This is a genomic window from Halomonas sp. GD1P12, assembly GCF_025725645.1.
Lineage (GTDB): Bacteria > Pseudomonadota > Gammaproteobacteria > Pseudomonadales > Halomonadaceae > Vreelandella.
Genome location: NZ_CP107007.1, coordinates 3,387,793 through 3,408,620, shown reverse-complemented (window position 1 = coordinate 3,408,620; position 20,828 = coordinate 3,387,793). Strand labels below are relative to the sequence as shown.

The window sequence follows — 20,828 nt, the reverse complement described above, 5'->3', positions numbered from 1 at the left end:
TCAATCGTTGACCTGCCGCCAGGAGCGCCGACCAAGCGGCGCCTCATTGAGTTCGACGGTAATCACGCCGGTGTCGCCGGCATCCGGGTTGCCGGTGAACAGCGTCTCTTCCCCGTCACCGTTTTTAATGCCCACCAGGCGCTCGCCGCTGCCTAGCTGAAGCCCAACGATCGCATCACCGTTGAGCAAGAGGCCGGTATCGATTTCGCCATCCCTGTTGAAATCGAAGATAGTGCCGCCGCCGCTGCCGCCGGTTTCGGCTACAAGCGAGAGAAAATAGCCCACGCGGCGCACGTTACACGGATTCGTGGTGTCGGGCCGCATGGTTGAAAAACGCACCCGACGGGGCAAGCCGCTCGAGAACGATGGCGAGGCAATGACGCGCTCACCCGCTGGCAGCACCATGCGCCAGCCCAACTGGGTCGTCAGTGGTTTATTGGTCGTGGCACGCACGGTCATACCGCTCTGAGTGCCGGTCGCACTGATTTCTTGCACCAAAAGCTGTCCGGATGCGACTGACGTCGTGCGACTCTCCTGATCACGAATACCGATCAGCTGCTGCACGCTCTGATCGTTGCCGTCCTGGGTTCTGAAGTAGCTGCCGGTGCCGAAGATGACCATCAACCGGTTATCGGCCCCGCCGCTCAAGGTGACCGCCGGCGCTGATGTGATCGGCTGGGTACGCGCGCCGGTATAGAGTTTGGTGATCGTGCCATTTTGGGTAAGCGGGAAGCGCCACAGATTGCCGTTCAAATCCCCGGCGTAGGCAAAGCGGGCGCCGCCGTTGAACGTGGGCCATGCGGTGACCGTGGGCGTGGCCAGTCCATTGGGGGTATCCAGACTGCCTTCGCCGGTGTCGAGTCGGGCGACGAGCGCGCCTGTCTGCAGGTCGACTACGTAAAGCGCGGCCTTGTAGCTTGTGCTGTTGTAACCGTTGCCGAAAATGGCCACCCAGCGGCCGTCGCTTAGCTGGGTGATGGTGGGCTCGCTGACGCGACTGCCAAGCTCTGGTCGGCGGAACTCCCACAGCACGTTTTGCGCGCCCATATTAGTCGGGTTGCTCACATCCAGCGCAAACACCGTACGCCCGCCGGCACCCATGGTCCCGACCGCAATGGCGCGTCTATTGCCGTTTGGCAGCGTGATCTCTCGTGCCGCTGGCGTGCCGTCCATGAAGTAGCGGTGGCTGTAGCCCGTGCGGGTCAGCTCGCGAAGTGGGGGTGAAGTGCCTTGGGTAAGCTCGGCGGGCAGGTAGGCGAAAAGTTCGCGGCCGGTATCGGCGTTAAAGCCGTGCAGCATGCCGTCGTTGGCGGCGACCAGTAGAAGTGGCGGGCGCGACTCGCGCCCGGGCAGCAGCACGGGGCTTGCGTTGATGATGTCGCCCAGCGGTGACTGCCGGGTACGCAGTCCGGGCTGGTTGGAACCTTGTAACCAATTGATTTCGGCTTGAGTAAGGCCGCTGGTGCTTGTCGAGAGTAAAGCGCCGGCCTTGCGCTGGCCTGTAGGCTGGTGCGAGGTCAGCAGACGTCGGCTCCCGACCTGTTGCGCAAGCATCGTTTCGGCATCCCAGCGTGGGGTGCGCTGACCGCGCTCGTTTACAGCGGAGGCGACCAGCCGCCCCGACCAGTCGCCGCTTCGGTAGCCCGCGCTGTAGAGCAGGTTGTTGCCTTGCAGGTCGAAGGTGTCGCTACTGACCGCCGAGGCGGTGCTCGACTGCGACGAGCTGATGATGCGACCCAGCACCTGACGCATGACCTGGTTGAGCGAGGCCTCGTCGTTGGCAAAATAGGCGCGCTCGGTGCCGCCGGCTTTAGCCAGCTCGCCCAACGGGTCGGTGGGCACGCCCGGCAGATTATTGATGTCCGGCGGCAGGTTGAAGCCCACTACGTAGGTGCGCACCGGGTTAGGCAAGGCGCTTGCGGTATCGCTGTAAAGGCGGCGAATGGCGTTCTGGGCATCGGTTAGTGCCTGGCTTACGTTATTGCCAAGCGAGCGACCGGTACGGTCTACCGAAGGCAGGCCGTCGGTGAGCCAGATGTTGGCGTTAACCAGGCACTGGCGAGCCGTCGCGTTGCTCATGTTCGGAATCGTAATACCTGATTGGCGCCCCTGCGCGCTGCTAAACGATGTGCCACTGCTGGTGTTGTTGAGAAAGTAGTCCCGCACGGTGTACATGGTGCCTTCGATAGGCGTTAGACCGGTGGCCAGCAAAGGCCAAGCGGGGTCGATCATCGGGTTGCCAAGGCTGCTCCAGTCGTGGCGTTGGGGCTGTAGCTTTGTGAGAATCCGGCTCCAGTGTGCATCATTAATCGAGCCGTCCGTATTGAGCCCGCCGATCGGAACATGCAAATAGCCAAGCCCGGGGGAGGAGGTGGTGCGCCACTCCAGCTGATTGAGCTGCAAGGAAAGAATGTTTTGACCCCAGTTGGGAATGCCGCGCTGGCGCATGCTATCGACCAGCGCAATTTGAGCGGCACCATCATAGTCCGAGTAGTACAAACCGTTCGAGCCCTGGAGAAGACGCAGGTAACGATTGATGCTCTGGTCGCCGCTCGCGCTCACGCCGGTATTCGCCCAGTACTCGGTGCGATCGTCGCTTGCGTCCGGTGGCAGCAGGCTGGTTCGGTTGATGACGTAATAGCCGGGTAGGCCGACATTGAAAAACGCATGTATGCTGCTATTGGGTAGCCGCGTCCGATAACGCTTGGTAGTCGCATTCCAGGCGCCCTCGAAACTCGGGTTGTACCAACTGGGGCTCGCATCCGTTGAGTAGCGCACATCTAGCGCTCGCTCGGTCAAACGCCAAAGAACGGTATTATTGGCAAAGCTGTTACGGTCTCTGGACGCCTGGTTCTGCTGATAAGCCATCAGCCCTAGATTGATCTCCCCGCGATAACGGTTGATGAGCTCGCGCCCAACACTTTTCATGATGCTCGATTTGCTCAGCGGTGAACGAGCCCCTGCTGGACACCTGGAGGCATCAAAGGTATTGGTCTGACAGGCGGCTAACGTTTCACGATCGCCCAAGGCGTTACCAATCGCCACGCGCCCATCGAGCCCTTCCTGACCGCTTTCGGAGTTATCCAGAATAAGCAGAATGTTGGGCGGAACCTGGCTGACCACGTTGAGCGGCGCGTTGGAGAGCCCGGTTCTGTCCGCGGGAACCACGTAGTTCTCGTCTACCGTCCCTTCGCCGCCGCTGATCGGCGTAGCCGGTGTAGGGGCGGGCTGGGTGGGTTCCTGTGGCGTCGGCTGGGTCGGCGTGGGCTCTGTCGGTGGCGGCGGGTTGTAGGTCGTACCGCCCCATGCCGGTGCCGTAGCCAGACACATTAACAGTGTCAGCCAGCGCGTAAGTAAAAGCCGAGTACCGCTATGTTGGGACATGATCGATTACTCCACGCGAACGTAAAAGGCTTCGAGCCTGACGCTGGTATCCGTCAAGCGGCCACTTCCTCGAGCTTCGAGACGATAGAGGACCTCGAGTGTTTCGACCCCTTGGCTGGTAACGCGTGAGCCGATCACTTCGCCAGTTTGCTGAGGCATTTGATACTGCCCTTCGATGGTGGCACTTGCGCTATCTGCCGTGTAGGACGTCCACGTCGCTGGGGGCTTATTGCCTCTTTCCAGTACGCGCTCGGCCTCCTGCAGCGCGGCCTCGGCGGCCTGCAACGCCACGCTGTAATCCTGCTGATTGAGAGCCATGCTTCCCTGAGTCATGGCGCCCTGCATCGACGAGAGGCTCACCAGCGTCACGATCGTGAGAAAGATCAGGCTGAGTATCAGCGCCATGCCGCGCTGGGCCACCGGATAGAAGTCATCGTTTTTCACGACCGATTCCTCAGGTCGATGGTGGTCGTAAATACCTGATACAGGCGTCCATCGTTGGCGGTGAACGGGTTCGAACGGAAGTTACCGGTTTCGATAGTCGTCGGGGTTTGGCGCAAGTCGGTGCGCTCGCTCTGCACGATCAGGCTTACGCGCACCGCGCGTACGTTCTGCCACTCGTTGGCGTCCACGTCATTGACGGTGACGTAAGCATCGTTTTTCAAAAAGCGGGCGCGCAGCGCGACCACGTGGCTGGCGAGCACTTCGTTGACCGGCGTGGCGGTACTCGTATCCAAACGCATTAGCGAGGGTCTATCGGCGTTGGTCGGATCGCGGCCCAGGTAGTAAACGCCGCTGGTCAGCGCTGTCAGTGTGACAGCCTGGTTCTGGGTATAGGGCAAGGGCGCCGCCTGCGCGCTGCCCGTGGGCCAGCCCATGGTACTTTTTTGTAGCTGGTCGGGCTGGCTGGCCGCATTGAGAAAGAGCTCGCAGCGCTGCGCGCTTTGAAGCAGCAGCATTTGGCCAGCCGCGTTATGAGCGGGCGCGAAGCTGAATGTCTGGTTGGATACGCCCGTAATACGGCCTTTTATCGGTGTGCCCGCCGCGCGATAAGCGATCACTTGAGCGTTGGCGAGGGGCTGCTCAAAGGTACTCGAGAGCGTCGTGTTCTGGGGAGAGGTAAACCCCTGCAGGCCAGGGGCGGGCGCGATGTTCGTCGTGCGCGCAAGGCTTGGAATGCTCACGTTGATCTGGCCCGGCGCGCAGCCACCTCTGAAGTCTGCCTGACGAAGTTCGCGGGCCAGTGTCTCCAGCGCGAAGCGCCCGGTATCCTGCATGTTGGCCAGTGCCGTGGTCACGCGATAATTCTGCTGCGAGGCGATGAACAGCTGGGTGGCACCCAGAATCACCAGCACCCCGATGACCATGGCGACCAGAAGCTCGATGAGTGTAAAGCCTGTTTGTTTTTGGAAGACGCCACGAGCGGTATTCATTTCACAGCTCCGTGGCCAACTCGATCGTGCGTTTGCCGCTCGAGAAAGGATTGTTGAAGCGCACCGCGACGCTGACCTGACCATTCACTTCGATCTTGCCCTCGCCTTCGGGCAGCACCGCCTCGAGGTCGCATATCCACGTGGCGGTATCGTTGGCCACAAGCCCCGGGCCACTGCAGTCTTCGCCCACGTCTTCGTCAAAGTCCAGGTTATAGGCGCTAGCCTCATCGGGGTTGGCGCGAATCCGGTCCATCATGTCCTGAGCCATGTTGGTGGCTTGAGTTTCCAGGTAGGCGCTTCGCTGCTGAGTCAGTGCATTGGTTTGCAGCGCCACCACGCCCAGAAGGCCCACCGACATGATCAGCATGGCCACCAGCGACTCGATGAGCGAAATACCCTGCTGTGTCCGTCTCATATGGCTTCAGCCTCGCATCAGGTCGTGCACGCCCTGGGGGTGTCCTGTACGCGCGAAAGGCCGCTGGGTTCAAGGCGGATACAGCGGCCTTTTCCATCGGCTTGCTCACCCAGCCAGATCGATATCCAGACGGTCTCGGGGCGGCTTCGTTGCAAGCGCCCCAGGCTGTTGAACGCCAGCCCCCCCGAAATGGGTTTTTTGGCCGCATCGAGAACTTGAATCTCAAGCCCCCGGGTGGACTGCGGCCAGTAGCGTAGCGCTTGGCTTCCGGACGCGACCTGCCAACCCGCACTCCATCCTTCGGGCAAGGGCGTAAGCGTCACGCTTTGATTGCGGCGAACCGCCTCGCTTCGCGCGTAATTCATGGCGGTCTTGAACTCATTGGTGGCGCTCACGACACGGTTGATCTCGATCATGCGCAGGAAATTGGGAAATCCGACGCCCAGCAGAATCCCCATGAGAGCCAGCGCCACTAAAAGCTCCAACAGCGTAAATCCTTTCAGGTAACGGTTACGGGCCATGGCATACTCGCTATCGGACCGAGCAGAGCCACTGTGCAGAGGGCTGCCATTGATCGATATGAAATAGTTAATTCGCTTCTAGCATTAAAGTACCAGATGAAGATCAAGGGTAGCGTTGAAATACCCGGGGTGAATAGGCCCATTTGCGTCGATACGTTCACTAGCCTTACGGTATCCCGCATTACTGATACCGACTTGTTCATCACCTCTTGACGTCATGTGACCGGGGCAGCCAGTGCGGCCCCGGTTGTCTCAGGTGCTCTCTTTTACCAGGAGAGCGATATCAAAACGCTTCCCACTCCGGTTCGGCCACCGAGGGTTTGGCAAGCGCTTTGGGCGCTGCCGGTGTTTGAGGTGGTATCGATGAAGAGGGTTTGGCCGGGTGCCGGGTTGCGACGTGGGTGGTGTGATCGAGAATGAACTCACCCATCAACCGATCCAGCTGCTCGGCATTTTCACGCATGCCTGCTGCAAGCGAGGCGCTCTGGCTGACCATGGCGGCGTTTTGCTGGGTCATGGTGTCCATTTCCGCTACTGCCGTATTCACCTGCTCGATGCCTGCTGTCTGCTCGCGAGCGCCCGCGGTGATTTCGCCGACCACGTCGGAGACCTGGGTGATGCTGCGGTGAATCTCGCGCATCTGCTGGGCGGCGTGGCGGACGATATCGTTACCCTGCTGGGCGTGATCGACCGAGACGTCGATCAGTGTGCGAATCTCCTGAGCCGCGCTGGCCGAGCGGCTGGCCAGGGTGCGAACCTCGTTGGCCACCACCGCGAACCCGCGGCCCTGTTCACCGGCGCGAGCGGCTTCTACCGAGGCGTTGAGCGCCAGAATGTTGGTTTGAAAGGCGATGGAATCAATCAGTCCGATAATGTCGCTGATTTTCGTCGAGGACTCGCTGATGGAGGCCATCTTCTCTTCCATGCGCGCCATCGACTCGGTGCCCCGCTGGGACGCACTGGCCGCCTCCACGGCGAGTCCGCTGGCCTGTTCGGAGGCCTGGGAGGTATGGGCGACCGTCGAATGAATTTGCTCCATCGAGGCCGAGGTCTCCTGAAGATTGGCGGCCGCCTGGTCGGTGCGCGTGGAAAGCTCCTGGGTGCTATCGGCCATGTCCACGGCGGTGCCCAGCACCGTCTGGGCGTTGTGGCGTACTTCTGAAAGCGTGGCCTGCATGCGCTCGGCGAAGGCGTTGAAGCCCTGGGCCAGATCGCCCACTTCATCCTGGGTGTCGACGCTCAAGCGGCGGGTCAAATCACCCTTGCCCTGGGCGATATCCTTCATGGCCCGTGCGGTGTGCTTGATGGGGGCGAGCGCGCGGCGCGCGGCGAACGCCACCACGATCAGCAGCAGGCCGAACAGCACGACGCCTGCGATCAACAGCGACATCAAAAGCTGGTGGGTGACGCCGGTAAAGACCGACATCGGCACCGTGGTGCCGACCACCCAGGACGTCTCATCGACCGGGCTCCAGATCAGCGTTTTGCGCTCGCCGCTGGGCATGACGATCTCGCCGGTGCCCGGCTCGCCGCTGAGAATATCGCCGCTGAGCGCGCTCAACCCTTCGTAATCGTGGGTTTCATCGCCATCGGCGTAGTTGAGTGTGAGCCGGTAATCCGCGTTGGGGTGTGCAATCACGCGGCCCTGGCTGTCGATGAGCCAGCCGTAGCTGCCTTTTCCGACATCGATATCGGTGGTCACGCTCGAGAGGGTATCGAGCGATAGGGCGATGCCGATGATCCCCACGCGCTGGCCCTGCTCGTTAAAGAGTGTTTCCACCATGAGCGCGGCGGGCTCGTTGGTTGCCTTGGAGACGAAGGGGTCGAGCAGCATGCGATCCGCCGTGGCATCGGTCATCAGCGCCTGGAAATAGGGGCGCTCGGCGATATTGAGCACCATCCCTTCCTGGTTGATGGTATTGCCCTGCGCGTCAGAAACGAACAGGGACTCGATCGTGCCGTCGGTTTGATAGCGTTTGGCAAGCCAGTCCACATGTCTCTCCAGCGGTGCGCCCCGGCTCAGGCGCTCGTCCTGGGCGAGTACGTTCAGCCATTTGCGATAGCCGTTCAGCCACTGGCTGACTTCGTCGGCCCGGGCGTCCACCTGACGCATGGCCGTGTTGTCGATCAGCGATGGAATGGCCCGGCTCAACTGGGCTTGAACGATGATGCCCAGCACGATAGCCACCCCGCATAGCGGCAGCGCCACGGCGAACAGCAGCTTTTGGGTCAACGACAGGTGAGAAAGCTTGCGCATTGATGGCCTCGGTTTTTACGACATTATTTGACGGCGTGGTTGTCACGAATCGTTTTACGGCATCGTTTTACGACCAGGGCGCAACACGACCTCGTACGCTGGCGAATCGGTCGAGCGGAGAAGCTTGCCCAGGGCTACGGCACCCGTTGTAATAACGACTCACGAGGCGACGACTTTAATAAAAATGTTCGCATTTAATTAAAATGGCGAAATTTTGCATTATGTTATGGGATTTCGGCGTTTACCTGAGTATCAGGGAAGCGTTTACGGCGATCTGGCGTGTATGCTTGCTCGCTGGACTTAAAAACAACACAACGAGGTGACCTATGGCGCGGGACAAGTGGATAGGGGCTATCGCGATGCTGGTAGTGCTGTGCTGCCTGGTACCCTATACCCTGCTTTCAAACGTGGCGGCCTGGTACGGCAGCTTTCTTTTTTGGAGCGTGGCGGGCGTCGTCGTGATTGCGCTGAACGTGTTCATTACCAAGGGGTTCAAGGAGCACGATCGTGACTGAATCGATGATCTGGATGGCCATTGTCGCTTATCTTGCGGTATCGGTGATGATCGCCTTTCTCTCCCGCCAGAAGGGCGTGGAGAGCATGTCGGGCTTCTTTTTGGGCAACCGGCAGATGAACGGCTTCGTCTCGGCGCTGAGCTACAGCGCGACGACCTACAGCGCCTTCATGATGGTAGGGCTTGCCGGGCTGACCTACGCCGGCGGCGTGGGCGCGCTCGGTTTCGAGATCATCTACTTCGCCGGGGTGTCGCTGGTGGCGATTTTCGGGCCGCGCTTCTGGGCGGTCGGCCGCGCGTTCGGCTTCGTCACGCCCAGCGAAATGCTCGGTTTTCGCTATCACAGCAAGGCCGTGGCGCTGTCGATGTCGATCGCCAGCTGTATCTTTTTGATTCCCTACTGCGCGGTGCAGCTCGCGGGGGTGGGGTATCTGCTGGAGGGCATGACCAACGGGGCGATCGGTTTTACCACCGGGGTATTGCTGGCCACCGCGATCGCGATTTTCTTCTCTTATGTGGCGGGCATCCGCTCGGTCATGTGGACCGATTCGCTGCAGGCGCTGGTGATGATCGTCGCCTCGACGCTGGTCGCGCTGTTGGTCATTCAGGCGCTGGGCGGTTTTGGCGAGCTGTTCGATACCCTCGCCCGCGAACACCCTGACGCCTTGACCGTCCCCGGTTCCGGACTTTTCAGCCTGACCACGTTTCTGGGGCTGAGTATCCCGTGGTTTTTCTTTAGCCTCTCCAACCCTCAGGTGAGCCAGCGGCTGTTCATGCCGGCGTCGCTTTCGGCCATGCGCCAGATGCTGATCGGCTTCATGGTGTTTGGCTTCGTTTATACCCTGGTGTCCATCCTATGGGGCTTTTCCGCGCTGACGGCCTTTCCAGGGCTCGAGCGAGCGGATCTCGCCACCCCCACGCTTTTGGGCTCCGACTTCATTCCGCCGCTTCTGGGCGTGATCGTCATGGTCGGTATTCTGGCGGCGGCGGTCTCTACCATCGACTCCATCATGCTGACGCTGGCCTCGATGCTCTCGCGGGACGTGTATGCGCACGTAAAAAATGATGTGAGCGAAAAGCGCCAGCTGCTGGTCGGCAAGTTCGTCGTCCCGGTGATCGCGCTATTGGCGCTGGGCTTTGCCGAGCTTCAGCTCGATTTGATCGCGGTGCTCTCTGTGGCTGCCTCGTCGGGGCTGGTCGCCGTGGTGCCGGCGATCATTGGCGCGTTTTTCTGGCAGAGCGGTACGGCGTTCGGCGCGCTTTTAAGCATTCTGGGCACCAGCGCGTTCGTTCTCACGATGTACGCGACCGGCAACGCGCTTTGGGGGCTACCGGCGGGTATCTGGGGCATCGCCGTCGCAACGCTGTTGTTCGTTGGTGGGAGCCTTTTGACCACGCCCCACGAGCCGTCCCGGGTGGCGTTTTTAGACGCGGTGAACGACGTACTGACCAAAAGACGCTAACCCGCAGTCCTTATACTTTGCGAGAAGCGCCCAAGGCAGCGGGCGATAGGGCTATAGGTGATAGGGCTATGGGTGATAGATCGATGGGTGACAGGACGACGGTTTAAGCGTCTTAGCCGAAATGCGAATAGTGATGAACGTAATATTACTACATAGTGGCTGGTTTTGAGATTGCGGGTGGTTTTGAAATTACCGGTGCCTGGGTAGATAACACTTGCTGGACAACAAGAGGCGGCTCTGTACCGGGCCGCGTTTCGATGCCGCGCCGACGCTTGGCGAGTAGGCGCGGCGGGGCTTTCTCATTCAGGGGAGACGACGAGTGAAAATAGGCGCACTAAAAGAGAGCAGCCGGGGCGAGGCGCGGGTCGCGCTCACCCCGGAGAGCGCGGGGCAGATTCAAAAGCTGGGCCACGAGTGCCTGATCGAGACCGGGGCCGGTGTGGCCGCAGGCTTCGACGATCAGGTTTACCGCGACGCCGGGGTGACGGTGGTCGACACCGCCCAAGCGATTTTCGAGGCCGCCGAGGTCGTGATCAAGGTGCGCGAGCCTTCTGATGAGGAGGCCGAGCGCCTGCGCGAGGGCCAGACGTTGATTTCCTTCTTCTGGCCGGCCCAGAACGAGGCGATGCTCGAGAAGTGCCGCGCCAAGGGCGCGACGGTCATCGCCATGGACATGGTGCCGCGGATCTCGCGGGCGCAGAAGATGGACGCGCTCTCGTCGATGGCCAACATCGCCGGCTACCGCGCGGTGATCGAGGCGGGCAACAACTTCGGGCGCTTCTTCACAGGCCAGGTGACCGCCGCGGGCAAGGTGCCGCCGGCCAAGGTGCTGGTGATCGGCGCCGGCGTGGCCGGGCTTGCTGCCATCGGCACCGCCACGAGTCTGGGTGCCGTGGTACGCGCCTTTGACGTGCGCCCGGAAGTCTCCGAGCAGATCGAATCGATGGGGGCGGAGTTTCTGTTTCTCGACTTCGACAACGCCCAGGACGGTTCGGAAAGCGGCGGCTACGCTGCGCCCTCGAGCCCGGAATTTCGCGAGAAGCAGCTCGAGTGCTTCCGCGAGCAGGCATCCGATGTCGACATCGTCATCACCACCGCGCTGATTCCCGGCAGGCCTGCGCCGAAGCTCTGGCTCGAGGACATGGTCGCGGCCATGAAGCCGGGCTCGGTAGTCATCGATCTCGCCGCCGAGAAGGGCGGCAACTGCGATCTGACGAAGCCCGATGAGCGGGTGGTGTCTGATAACGGCGTGATCGTGGTCGGCTACACCGATTTTCCCTCGCGCATGGCCACACAGTCATCGCTTTTGTACGCCACCAACATTCGCCACATGCTGACCGACCTGACGCCTGAAAAGGACGGCGTGATCGATCACAACATGGACGATGACGTCATTCGCGGGGCTACGGTCACGCACCAGAATGACGTCACCTTCCCGCCGCCGCCGCCGAAGGTGAAAGCGATCGGCGCGTCCAAGCCCAAGCCAAAGGAGAAAGAGCCCACCGCCGAGGAGAAGAAGGCTCTAGAGACCGCCGCCTTCAAATCCCAGACCAAACGCCAGGTCACGCTTCTGGCCGTGGGCGGGGCACTGATGCTGCTGCTCGGCCAGGTCGCACCGGCCTCGTTCATGCAGCACTTTATCGTCTTCGTGCTGGCGTGCTTCATCGGCTTCCAGGTGATCTGGAAAGTGAGCCACTCGCTGCACACGCCCCTGATGGCGGTGACCAACGCGATTTCCGGCATCATCATTTTGGGGGCGGTGCTGCAGATCGGTTCGGGCAGCGCGATCGTCACGCTCATGGCGGCGATCTCGGTGCTGATCGCGACCATCAACATCGTGGGGGGCTTTCTGGTGACACGCCGGATGCTCGCCATGTTCCAGAAGTCCTGAGCGGCGGAGAAACGGTATGCTGAGTCAAGGGTTCGTATCCGCCGCGGCGATCGCGGCGAGTGTGTTGTTCATCCTCTCGCTGGGCGGGTTGAGTAATCAGGAAAAAGCCAAGCGCGCCGTCTGGTACGGTATCGTCGGCATGGCGGTGGCAGTGCTGTTCACCGCCTTCGGCCCCGGTATCGGCGGCTATGGCTGGCTGATTCCGATGATCGCGATCGGGGCGGCGATCGGGGCGTATCTGGCGCGCAAGGTCGAGATGACCGAGATGCCCCAGCTGGTGGCGGCGCTGCACAGCTTCGTGGGCCTGGCGGCGGTGTTCGTCGCCTGGAGCGCGGATCTCGAGCGTCGCCGGGTGCTGGCGGCGCGCGCTGCCGACGGCGTGATGCAGGAGTTTTCGGCGTTCGCCGCGCTGGTGGCCACCAAGGCGCCGGACGAGCTGACGTTCTTGCAGGTCGAGGTAGTGCTCGGCATCTTCATCGGCGCGGTGACCTTTACCGGCTCGGTGATCGCGTTCGGCAAGCTCGCCGGCAAGGTCGATGGCAAGCCGCGCCAGCTGCCCGGCGGGCATCTGCTCAACGCGGGTGCGGCGGTGCTCTCGCTACTGCTGGCCATTTTGTATCTCAACGGCGCCGGCTTCTGGACGCTGTTGGTACTGGCGGGTTTGGCGTTCTTCATCGGCTACCACCTGATCATGGGCATCGGCGGCGCCGACATGCCGGTGGTGGTATCGATGCTCAACAGCTACTCCGGCTGGGCGGCGGCGGCGATCGGCTTCACGCTCTCCAACGACCTGCTGATCGTGACCGGGGCGCTGGTGGGGTCGTCGGGCGCGATTCTCTCCTACATCATGTGCAAGGCGATGAACCGCAACTTCGTCAACGTTATCCTCGGCGGCTTCGGTGGAAGCCAGGGCCCGGCGGCGGAGATCGAGGGCGAGCAGGTGGCGATCGACGCCGGCGGCGTGGCCAGCGCCTTGAACGATGCCGATAGCGTCATCATCGTGCCGGGTTACGGCATGGCGGTGGCCCAGGCACAGAGCGCGGTGAGCGACCTGGTGCGCAAGCTGCGCGCCGCCGGCAAGGAGGTGCGCTTTGCCATCCACCCGGTCGCCGGCCGTCTGCCGGGGCACATGAACGTGCTGCTGGCAGAGGCGAAAGTGCCCTACGACATCGTGCTGGAGATGGACGAAATCAACGACGATTTCGCCTCGACGGACGTGGTGATCGTCATCGGCTCCAACGACATCGTCAACCCGGCGGCGCAGGAAGACCCGAACAGCCCGATCGCCGGCATGCCGGTGTTGAAGGTCTGGGAGGCCAAGCAGGTGTTCATCTCCAAGCGCGGCCAGGGCACCGGCTACTCCGGCATCGAGAACCCGCTGTTCTACAAGGAGAACAGTCGCATGTTCTACGGCGATGCGCGGGGAAGCCTGAATACGCTGTTGCCGCTGGTGGACTGAGTTCACCGGGCCGGAACGAAAAACCCGCGATCCAGGATCGCGGGTTTTTTTATGGGCCGCTGTTGACGGACAGCCCTTCAAGGGTAAACGTGACGTCGGTCCGAGGCGTTAGAACTCTTCCCACTCCGCCACTTCCGGCTGTGGTTTGCGCGGCGCGACGGGCTTGGCCGGCGAGGGCAGCGCGGAGGTGCCCTGAGACGCAGAAGGCCCTGCTGAAGCGCGTCCGGTAGAGGAGAGCGCAGAGGCGAACGAAGGCGACTCGTTGCCCAGCACGAACTCGCTCATCAGCCGGTCCAGGCGCTCGGCGTTTTCGCGCATCTGCGCGGCGAGCGAGGCGTTCTGGCTGACCATGCTGGCGTTTTGCTGGGTCATGGTGTCCATCTCTGCTACCGCGGTGTTGACCTGATCGATCCCCGAGGTCTGCTCGCGCGCACTAGCGGCGATTTCGCCCATCACGTCCGTGACCTGAGTGATGCTCTTGTGGATCGCGCCCATCTGCTGGGCGACCGCATCGACGATCTGGTTGCCTTCCTGGGTGTGGCTGACCGAGACGTCGATCAGCGCGCGGATATCCTGAGCGGCGGTGGCCGAACGGCTGGCCAGGGTGCGCACCTCGTTGGCGACGACGGCGAAGCCGCGACCCTGCTCGCCGGCGCGCGCCGCCTCGACCGAGGCGTTGAGCGCCAGGATATTGGTCTGGAAGGCGATCGAGTCGATCAGGCCGATGATGTCGCTGATCTTGTGTGAGGATTCGTTGATCGCCTGCATCTTGGTCTGCATCTGGCGCATCGACTCGTTACCGCGCTGGGAGGCGCCGGCGGCTTCGAAGGCGAGGCCATTGGCCTGCTCGGACGCTTGCGAGGTATGCGCGACCGTCGAATGAATTTCCTCCATCGACGCGGAAGTTTCCTGCAAATTGGCCGCCGCCTGCTCGGTCCGCGACGAAAGCTCCCGGGTGCCATCGGCGATGTCGCCGGCGCCGATCAGCACCGTCTGCGCGTTATTACGCACTTCCAGCAACGTGCCCTGCATGCGCTCGACGAAGGCGTTGAAGCCCTTCGCCAGATCACCCACTTCATCCTGCGTCTTGACCTCCAGCCGGCGCGTCAAGTCACCCTTGCCCTGGGCGATATCCGCCATGGCGCTGGCGGTATGTTTGATGGGCGCCAGCGCGCGGCGTGCAGCCAGCGCCACCACGACCAGCAAGAGCCCGAAGAGCACCAGCCCGACAATCAGCAGCGAAAGCAAAAGCCCGTGGGTCACCGAGGTGAACACCGTCATGGGGATGGTCGTACCCACGACCCAGGACGTGCCGTCGACGGGGTTCCACATCAGTCGCTTGTGCTCACCGTTTGGCATGGTGATCTCGCCGGCACCTGGCGTGCCATCAAGCATTTGCGCACTCAAGGCACTCAGCCCTTCATAGCCGTGGGTCTGATCGCCTTCGGTGTAGTTGAGTGCCAGGCGATATGACGCTTCCGGGTGGGCAATGACCTGGCCTTGGCTATCGATCATCCAGCCGTAGCTGCCTTCGCCGACATTGATGTTCGTCGTGATATCGGAAACGGCGGACATGGCCACGGTAATACCCAAAAGGCCGATGCGGTTGCCGCTATCATCGAACACGGTATCGACGATCAGCGCGGTGGGTAGTCCGCTCACCATGGAAACCACCGGATCTGCCAGCAGCGTATCCGCGGTGCCGTCGACGACCAGCTCGCGAAAATAACCCCGCTCGGAAATATCCAGGCGCACGCCGGCGTGAGTCAGCGTATCCCCCTGAGCGTTGGCAAAAAACAGTGACTCGATAGCGCCATTGTCGGGATAGCGTTTGGCAAGCCACTCGAGATGGGAAGAGAGTGGAACGTCTTCGGCCAGCCGCTCATCCTGAGCAAGCGTTGCATTCCAGCTTCGCAGCCCATTGATCCAGCGACCTATCTCGTCGGCACGCGCGTCTACCTGACGAGCGGCAGTATTGTTGATCAGCGACGGTATCGCCTGATTAAGCTGAAAATTGACCACCACGCCCAGCACGAGCGCCACGGCCAGCAAGGGTAACGCGACCGCGAAAAGCAGCTTTTGCGTTAACGAAAGACGAGCAAACTTACTCATTGATATCCCCAGTAGAAAAAAAGTCGGGCGCCGCCGAGCCGGCGCGAGCATAGATACATTGTTAGTGTTTTTACTTAACTGATAACGGCGGATCCGTGGGTAACTTGAGCTAAAAGGTCGGCATCTTGCTTTATTTTCGTTTAAAGATCGTTGTTGTTTTTTGGCTTAAAAGTATATTGGCGCTGGAGACAGTGGACTCGATCCAACCGTCGGTACATCTACTCTCATAACACCGCCTTCCTTGTTCATCGATCGTGCCGATATGGTTTATACCGTAATCGGCTCTTTAAGAAGCCTTCTAACCGACTCGGCGGTGAAGGGCGGGCGAGTAAAACGAACACCGGTTGCGTCAAACAGCGCGTTGGCAATCGCCGGAGCGCCGGGCAGCGATGTAGACTCGCCCACTCCGAGCGGCGGCTGGTGGGGCTGCTCAATCATCAAAAGCTGTATGTCGGGTAACTCTGAAAAGCGCAAAATGGGGTAGCTTCCCCATTCACGATTGACCGGCATGCCTTGCTCGAAAGAAACGTACTCCTTGAGGGTGCGGCTGAGCGTTTGAATGATGTTGCCTTGTACCTGATGACGTACTCCCGCCGGATTCACTATCAGCCCAGCGTCTTGGGCGACGTACAAGCGCTCGATGACGATACGACCGCTAGCAGGGTGAACCTTGAGTTCGACGACCCAGGCAGCGAGTGCTGCTCCAAATCCCGGAAACTTGCTGTGCACATACTGGGCGTAGGCGAAACCCCGGCCGTAGTGCCAGCCGTCGTTCGAGCGCGGCGTGCTGAATGCCGGTCGAGCATCCCAATGCGCGCGCTCGGCCAGAGCGCTCACTAGCTCCACCGCTCTTGGATCGTTCAAGTGGCGTACTCGAAAGGTCACCGGATCTTCGCCCGCTTTGTAGGCCAATTCATCGATGGCGCTTTCGTGGGCGAAGGCGTTGGGCATGGCGGAGACGCCTCGTAACCAGGAGGCGCGTACCAGTGTAGGCACGTCGTCAGAGGCGATATAGCGATGGCGGTAGCGGTACGGGGGAACCGAGGTACGATCGCCCATTTGAAACGGTACGTCGCTCGGCGCTTGGGTGCCCGTCAGCAAAAGCGCCAGCGTCGGCGCGTTATTGGAAGGATAGCGGGTAACGAACCGATAGCCTTCAAGTTCGCCGTAGTCATTGATGCCGGTATCGACCTCCATGCATTGAGCCGCGCCCTTGGGTTCCCATAGATGCTCCTGTTCGCGTGTGAGCTGAACGCGCACCGGCTTGCCGACGGCCCGGGAAAGGAGCGCTGCGTCGGCGCCCACATCGTCGGCGCAGTTGCGCCCGTAGCAGCCCGACGCCTCCATGCGGGTCACGGTGATGACGCCTTCGTCCAAACCCATTAGGCGCGACAGATCCGCGCGCAGGCTGTGCGGGTTCTGGGTGCCGGACCAGACTTCGATTTTGCCCTCACGGTAATCGGCCACCGAACACGATGGGCCGATCGAGCCGTGAAGCTGAAAGGGCCAGAGATAACGGCGCTGCACGCGATGCGTTGCCGTGTTTAGCGCCGCGTCTACCTCGCCTTCTTCGAGCAGTACGCGCCGGGTGGCCTTGAGCCCGACAAGTGCCTGCTCGACATTCTCCAGGTCGGGTAACGACTCGGGCGTGCGCCAGGTCACCTTGAGCCGGCGGGCGGCCCTGGCTGCCTGCTCTTCGCGCTCAGCCACCACGCCAACGAAATCGCCGATCACGACGACCTCGATGACGCCGGGCATGAGCTTGACCGAGGCAACGTCGACGGAGATTAGCGAAGTGCCCACGAAGGCCCCGCGGTCATGGCCCGCGTAGGGTGGCCGTATCACCCGCCCATGCAGCATGTCGGGCACACGCACATCATGTACAAAGGTCAGCGCCCCGGTGGCTTTGCCGGGAATGTCCACACGGGCGCAGGAGTGACCCACCAGTTGATAGGTATCGGCGGATTTCAACGGCGCGTTGATATCGAGTTTCAAGGCGTGGCGGGCGCCTTCGAGCAGTGTGGCATACGCTACTGCTGGCAAGGCACCTCCTTCAGTCGTAATGCAACCATCGCGGCAGACCAAAAGTGCACGTTCGACACCGAAATACCGCGTTGCAAGATCCAGCAGGTGTTCGCGCGCTTGAGCGGCGGCACGGCGCAAGGGTTCGGCGGTGATCTGGATGGTGGCGCTGGCAAGCGTTGGGCCCTGATTGGGCACTTCAAAAGGGTTGCCCAGCACCATGGTGACCGCGTTGAGTGGCGTACCGAGCTCCTCGGCGACGATTTGGGCCAGTGCGGTGCGAATCCCCGTGCCTAGATCCACATGCCCGTTGAACGCCAGCACGCGACCATCGGCCAGGATGGCGATGAAGAGCTCCGGCTCGGTCGGTACGAAATCCGAGTGGGTACCTGGTTGGCCGGGCGCCGGTATGGGCGAGGGCAGCGCGTCTCGATAAACGATGAGCAGGTCATTATCGTTCAAGAGTGCTTGACGGTCGTAATGAACGCCACTGTGGTCGTTGCTGCTCAAGGGAGCCTCCCGCGTTATTGTCATTGAAACGCCGTTAAAACCATTATTGAGAACCTTGATGAAATGCTCGGCTGGGGATCAAGGGTTGCTTGCATTTAATAGGAAATTATAATGTACACACCATAAATAGTTGGCATATGTCGTATGTTTGCCTTGCGTGAAAAGAATTTTCTTTATAAGCCCCGGCTTTTCAGTGCCACCGCTTACTTTTCACATCGTTTAAAAATCAACGTTTACTCCAGGGAGTTTGAATGACATCGGATCGTTCAGCGCACGATGGCACACACCACGACCATGCCACGCCATCGCAACAGGGATACGACTTCTCCGAGCAGGTCGGACATTTATTGCGCAAGGCGTATCAGCGCCACATTGCGATCTTTCAGCGTCATACCACCGATAAGCAGCTCACCGCCATTCAGTTCGTGACGCTATGTACGGTCATGGAGCGCGGTCCTAGCTCCTTGACCGATATCGTCAATGCGACGGCCATCGATCCCGCGACCATTCGAGGCGTGATCAAACGGCTCAAGGCACGTGGCTGGGTGAGCTTGAGCACGGATCCTTCTGATCAGCGCAAGGTGATGGTCGTGATTAGCGAGGCGGGTGAGGAGCTGGTGGAAGCGATGGTGCCCAAGGCCAAAGAGACCAGCGACGCCACCATGGCGAACCTCAACCCGGCCGAGCGTATCGCGCTGATGCACCTGCTGGAAAAAATGAATGCCGATACGCTGCCCTAAGACCGCGCTTTGCCTGTCCGCACCGCACTGCGTCACGGTAGCTTCGCGCGCTTGATATCCTTGCCAAGGCGCACCCAAAGCGGGGCCAGTAGCGGCAAGGCGATGGCCAGAATCGATAGGCCGATCAGGCCCAGTGCGATCGGGCTGTGTAGAAACACCTCCCAGGAGCCCCGTCCCAGCAGCAAACTGCGACGCAGGTTCTCCTCGAGTAAAGGCCCGAGAATCAAACCGAACGCCAGCGGCGCGGCAGGCAGGGATAACAGATACAGCACGTACCCCACCGCGCCGAATGCCAGCATGATGTAGACGTCCGCCATGCTGCTGCGAATCGCATAGGATCCCACCACACAGAGTAACGCGATGCCGATGAGCAGCGTATGAGAAGGAATGCGCAGCACCCAAGGCAGCCAGCGCATCAGCAAAAGGCCGATGACCAGTGTGAGCAGCAGCGCGATAAAGAATCCGGCGTAAAGGCTCGAGACGAACTCCGGGTTGTTGGCAAACAGCATCGGCCCCGGGCGCAGGCCATGGATCAGCAGTGACCCCATCAACACCGCCGTGATCGCGTCCCCCGGTACGCCCAGGGTTATCATGGGGATCAATGTACCGCCGATGCTCGAGCTATTGGCGGCTTCGGGCGCCACCACACCTTCGATGGCGCCATGGCCAAAGCGCTCCGGGTGTTTGGAAAAGCGTATTTCCTGGGCATAGGCGATGGCCACCGCAATCGCCGAGCCGGCAGCGGGAACGGCGCCGACCAGCGCGCCAATCAACGAGCCGCGCAGCATCGATGCCCAGCGCTTGGCGATCTGGCCAATTCCGGGCAGCGGCATGGCCGTGGCGCTTGCGTCGACCTCCGGGGTGGGGCGGTGAGTTCCGTGCAAGTGCCTGAGCACCTCGGCAAGACCAAATAGCCCCACGCACAGCGGCACCAGCTCGATGCCGCCTTGCAGGCCGCGCGTGTCGAAGGTGAAGCGCGATACGTCCGTTAAGGCGTCAAAGCCGACCATGCCACATAAGAGTCCGATGGCACCGACCAAAAGTCCGCGCACCGTCGAACCTGGCGAAGCGTAAGCTAAAAGCACCAGACCGAATACCGCGATCGCCGTAAACTCCGGGCTTCTAAAGCTCATGGCGATCGAGGCAAGCAGCGGTGCGATGAGCACCAAAAGCACCAAACCAACGACCCCGCCAATGGAGGAGGCCACCAGTGCATAGACCAGAGCTTCCTTGGCCCGGCCTGCGCGCGCCAGCGGATGCCCGTCCAACTGGGTAACGATGGCGCCGGGCGTGCCGGGAATATTGATCAAAATGGCCGAGATCGAGCCGCCATAGACACTGGCAACGAAGACACAGAGCAAAAACAGAATGGCAAATGCTGGGTCCATGCCAAAGCTTAATGGCAATAAAATGGCCAGCGCCATGGTAGAGCTTACCCCGGGCAGCGCACCAAGCACGATGCCCAGCAGGGTGCCCAGCACCGCCAGCGTCAACCCCCAAGGGGATAGCAGCGTCGTCAATAGCGCCGTGAAGAAACTATCGATCAGCATAATCGTCTCCTGGCTTGGGCATCATAGCGCCACCCCGAGCAGTGTGATGAAGATAAGGTGCAGCGAAAGCGCGAGCATCGCGGCCATGGTGATACCCACCAGTAGAGCGCGGCGCTTTGCATGGCGGCGATACTCGAGCCAGACCAGCCACGGCGCGGCAAACAGCCAGGCGGCTACCATGAAGCCCAGCCAACTCTCGACGCTTGGCAATACCAGCAGCGAGGCGAGTAGCGCCGCGGCATGGGCGTGGCGGCTGAACGCGGCGTCTGGCGTTTGCCGCTCGGCAGGTGAACGGCGTTTCGACGCCCAGCCGGCCATACCCTTGAGCAACAGCAGCACGCCGCCGAACATAATTAGGCTCAGTATGACCAGTGGTAAAAGCGCCGGCCCCGGGTCGGGGCCTCGGCCCAGGCTATCCAGCAACTGCGGGTTGGTATAAAGGTCGAAAAAACCGGCCAGGGCGACGGTGCTGAACAAGAGCCCGCAGGCCAGGTCGCGCCGTGCAACGCGATCGATACGAGAGGCAAACGAACGCATGGTGTTATCTCCCAAGACAA

At 61.1% G+C, this 20,828-nt stretch carries 15 protein-coding genes; 5 read left to right on the top strand and 10 right to left on the bottom strand.

All coding sequences use genetic code 11. The annotated features are described in order from the left end of the window. The 6 genes from OCT39_RS15675 to OCT39_RS15650 all read right to left on the bottom strand — a co-directional run bounded on the left by OCT39_RS15675 (position 1) and on the right by OCT39_RS15650 (position 8,010). Complete coding sequence (locus OCT39_RS15675) at positions 1-3,384, bottom strand: pilus assembly protein (protein WP_263585369.1); 3,384 nt, start codon at positions 3,382-3,384, stop codon at positions 1-3. A 6-nt stretch (positions 3,385-3,390) separates the two neighbouring features. Continuing rightward, a complete protein-coding gene (locus OCT39_RS15670) occupies positions 3,391-3,828 on the bottom strand; it encodes a pilus assembly PilX N-terminal domain-containing protein (RefSeq protein WP_263585368.1) in 438 nt (145 codons plus the stop codon). Then, the gene (locus OCT39_RS15665; protein ID WP_263585367.1) at positions 3,825-4,817 is read right to left on the bottom strand and encodes a PilW family protein; all 993 of its coding nucleotides are present in this window, start codon (positions 4,815-4,817) and stop codon (positions 3,825-3,827) included. The genes OCT39_RS15670 and OCT39_RS15665 overlap by 4 nt, the downstream gene beginning before the upstream one ends. Position 4,818: 1 nt before the next feature. After that, the gene (gene pilV, locus OCT39_RS15660) at positions 4,819-5,232 is read right to left on the bottom strand and encodes a type IV pilus modification protein PilV (protein WP_263585366.1); all 414 of its coding nucleotides are present in this window, start codon (positions 5,230-5,232) and stop codon (positions 4,819-4,821) included. A gap of 17 nt (positions 5,233-5,249) precedes the next feature. Beyond that, positions 5,250-5,753: a GspH/FimT family pseudopilin gene (locus OCT39_RS15655; protein WP_263585365.1), complete on the bottom strand. Its 504-nt coding sequence runs from the start codon at positions 5,751-5,753 to the stop codon at positions 5,250-5,252. Positions 5,754-6,036: 283 nt separating this feature from the next. After that, complete coding sequence (locus OCT39_RS15650) at positions 6,037-8,010, bottom strand: methyl-accepting chemotaxis protein (protein WP_263585364.1); 1,974 nt, start codon at positions 8,008-8,010, stop codon at positions 6,037-6,039. 326 nt (positions 8,011-8,336) lie between these two features. On the opposite strand from OCT39_RS15650, the gene OCT39_RS15645 reads away from it, so the two are divergent. The 4 genes from OCT39_RS15645 (at position 8,337) to OCT39_RS15630 (ending at position 13,337) form a co-directional block, all read left to right on the top strand. Further along, positions 8,337-8,525 (top strand): hypothetical protein, encoded by a 189-nt coding sequence (locus OCT39_RS15645; RefSeq protein WP_263585363.1) that lies wholly within the window; start codon positions 8,337-8,339, stop codon positions 8,523-8,525. Beyond that, on the top strand, positions 8,518-9,987 hold the full coding sequence (locus OCT39_RS15640; protein ID WP_263585362.1) for a sodium:solute symporter family protein: 1,470 nt from the start codon (positions 8,518-8,520) through the stop codon (positions 9,985-9,987). The genes OCT39_RS15645 and OCT39_RS15640 overlap by 8 nt, the downstream gene beginning before the upstream one ends. Positions 9,988-10,306: 319 nt before the next feature. Continuing rightward, complete coding sequence (locus OCT39_RS15635; protein ID WP_263585361.1) at positions 10,307-11,878, top strand: Re/Si-specific NAD(P)(+) transhydrogenase subunit alpha; 1,572 nt, start codon at positions 10,307-10,309, stop codon at positions 11,876-11,878. Positions 11,879-11,894: 16 nt separating this feature from the next. Next, on the top strand, positions 11,895-13,337 hold the full coding sequence (locus tag OCT39_RS15630) for an NAD(P)(+) transhydrogenase (Re/Si-specific) subunit beta (protein ID WP_263585360.1): 1,443 nt from the start codon (positions 11,895-11,897) through the stop codon (positions 13,335-13,337). 108 nt (positions 13,338-13,445) lie between these two features. Here the strand turns inward: OCT39_RS15630 and OCT39_RS15625 are convergent, their stop codons facing one another. Beyond that, the gene (locus OCT39_RS15625) at positions 13,446-15,449 is read right to left on the bottom strand and encodes a methyl-accepting chemotaxis protein (protein WP_263585359.1); all 2,004 of its coding nucleotides are present in this window, start codon (positions 15,447-15,449) and stop codon (positions 13,446-13,448) included. Positions 15,450-15,716: 267 nt separating this feature from the next. Further along, positions 15,717-17,981: a xanthine dehydrogenase family protein molybdopterin-binding subunit gene (locus OCT39_RS15620; RefSeq protein WP_263585358.1), complete on the bottom strand. Its 2,265-nt coding sequence runs from the start codon at positions 17,979-17,981 to the stop codon at positions 15,717-15,719. 251 nt (positions 17,982-18,232) lie between these two features. On the opposite strand from OCT39_RS15620, the gene OCT39_RS15615 reads away from it, so the two are divergent. Then, positions 18,233-18,721, top strand: a complete 489-nt coding sequence (locus tag OCT39_RS15615) for a MarR family winged helix-turn-helix transcriptional regulator (RefSeq protein WP_263585357.1) — start codon at positions 18,233-18,235, stop codon at positions 18,719-18,721. A gap of 32 nt (positions 18,722-18,753) precedes the next feature. Here the strand turns inward: OCT39_RS15615 and OCT39_RS15610 are convergent, their stop codons facing one another. Both OCT39_RS15610 and OCT39_RS15605 read right to left on the bottom strand, forming a co-directional pair. Beyond that, complete coding sequence (locus OCT39_RS15610) at positions 18,754-20,271, bottom strand: tripartite tricarboxylate transporter permease (protein WP_263585356.1); 1,518 nt, start codon at positions 20,269-20,271, stop codon at positions 18,754-18,756. Between the two features lie 21 nt (positions 20,272-20,292). After that, positions 20,293-20,808 carry a tripartite tricarboxylate transporter TctB family protein gene (locus OCT39_RS15605; RefSeq protein WP_263585355.1) on the bottom strand — a complete coding sequence of 172 codons (516 nt, stop codon included), beginning with the start codon at positions 20,806-20,808 and terminating at the stop codon, positions 20,293-20,295. Positions 20,809-20,828 lie beyond the last annotated feature (20 nt).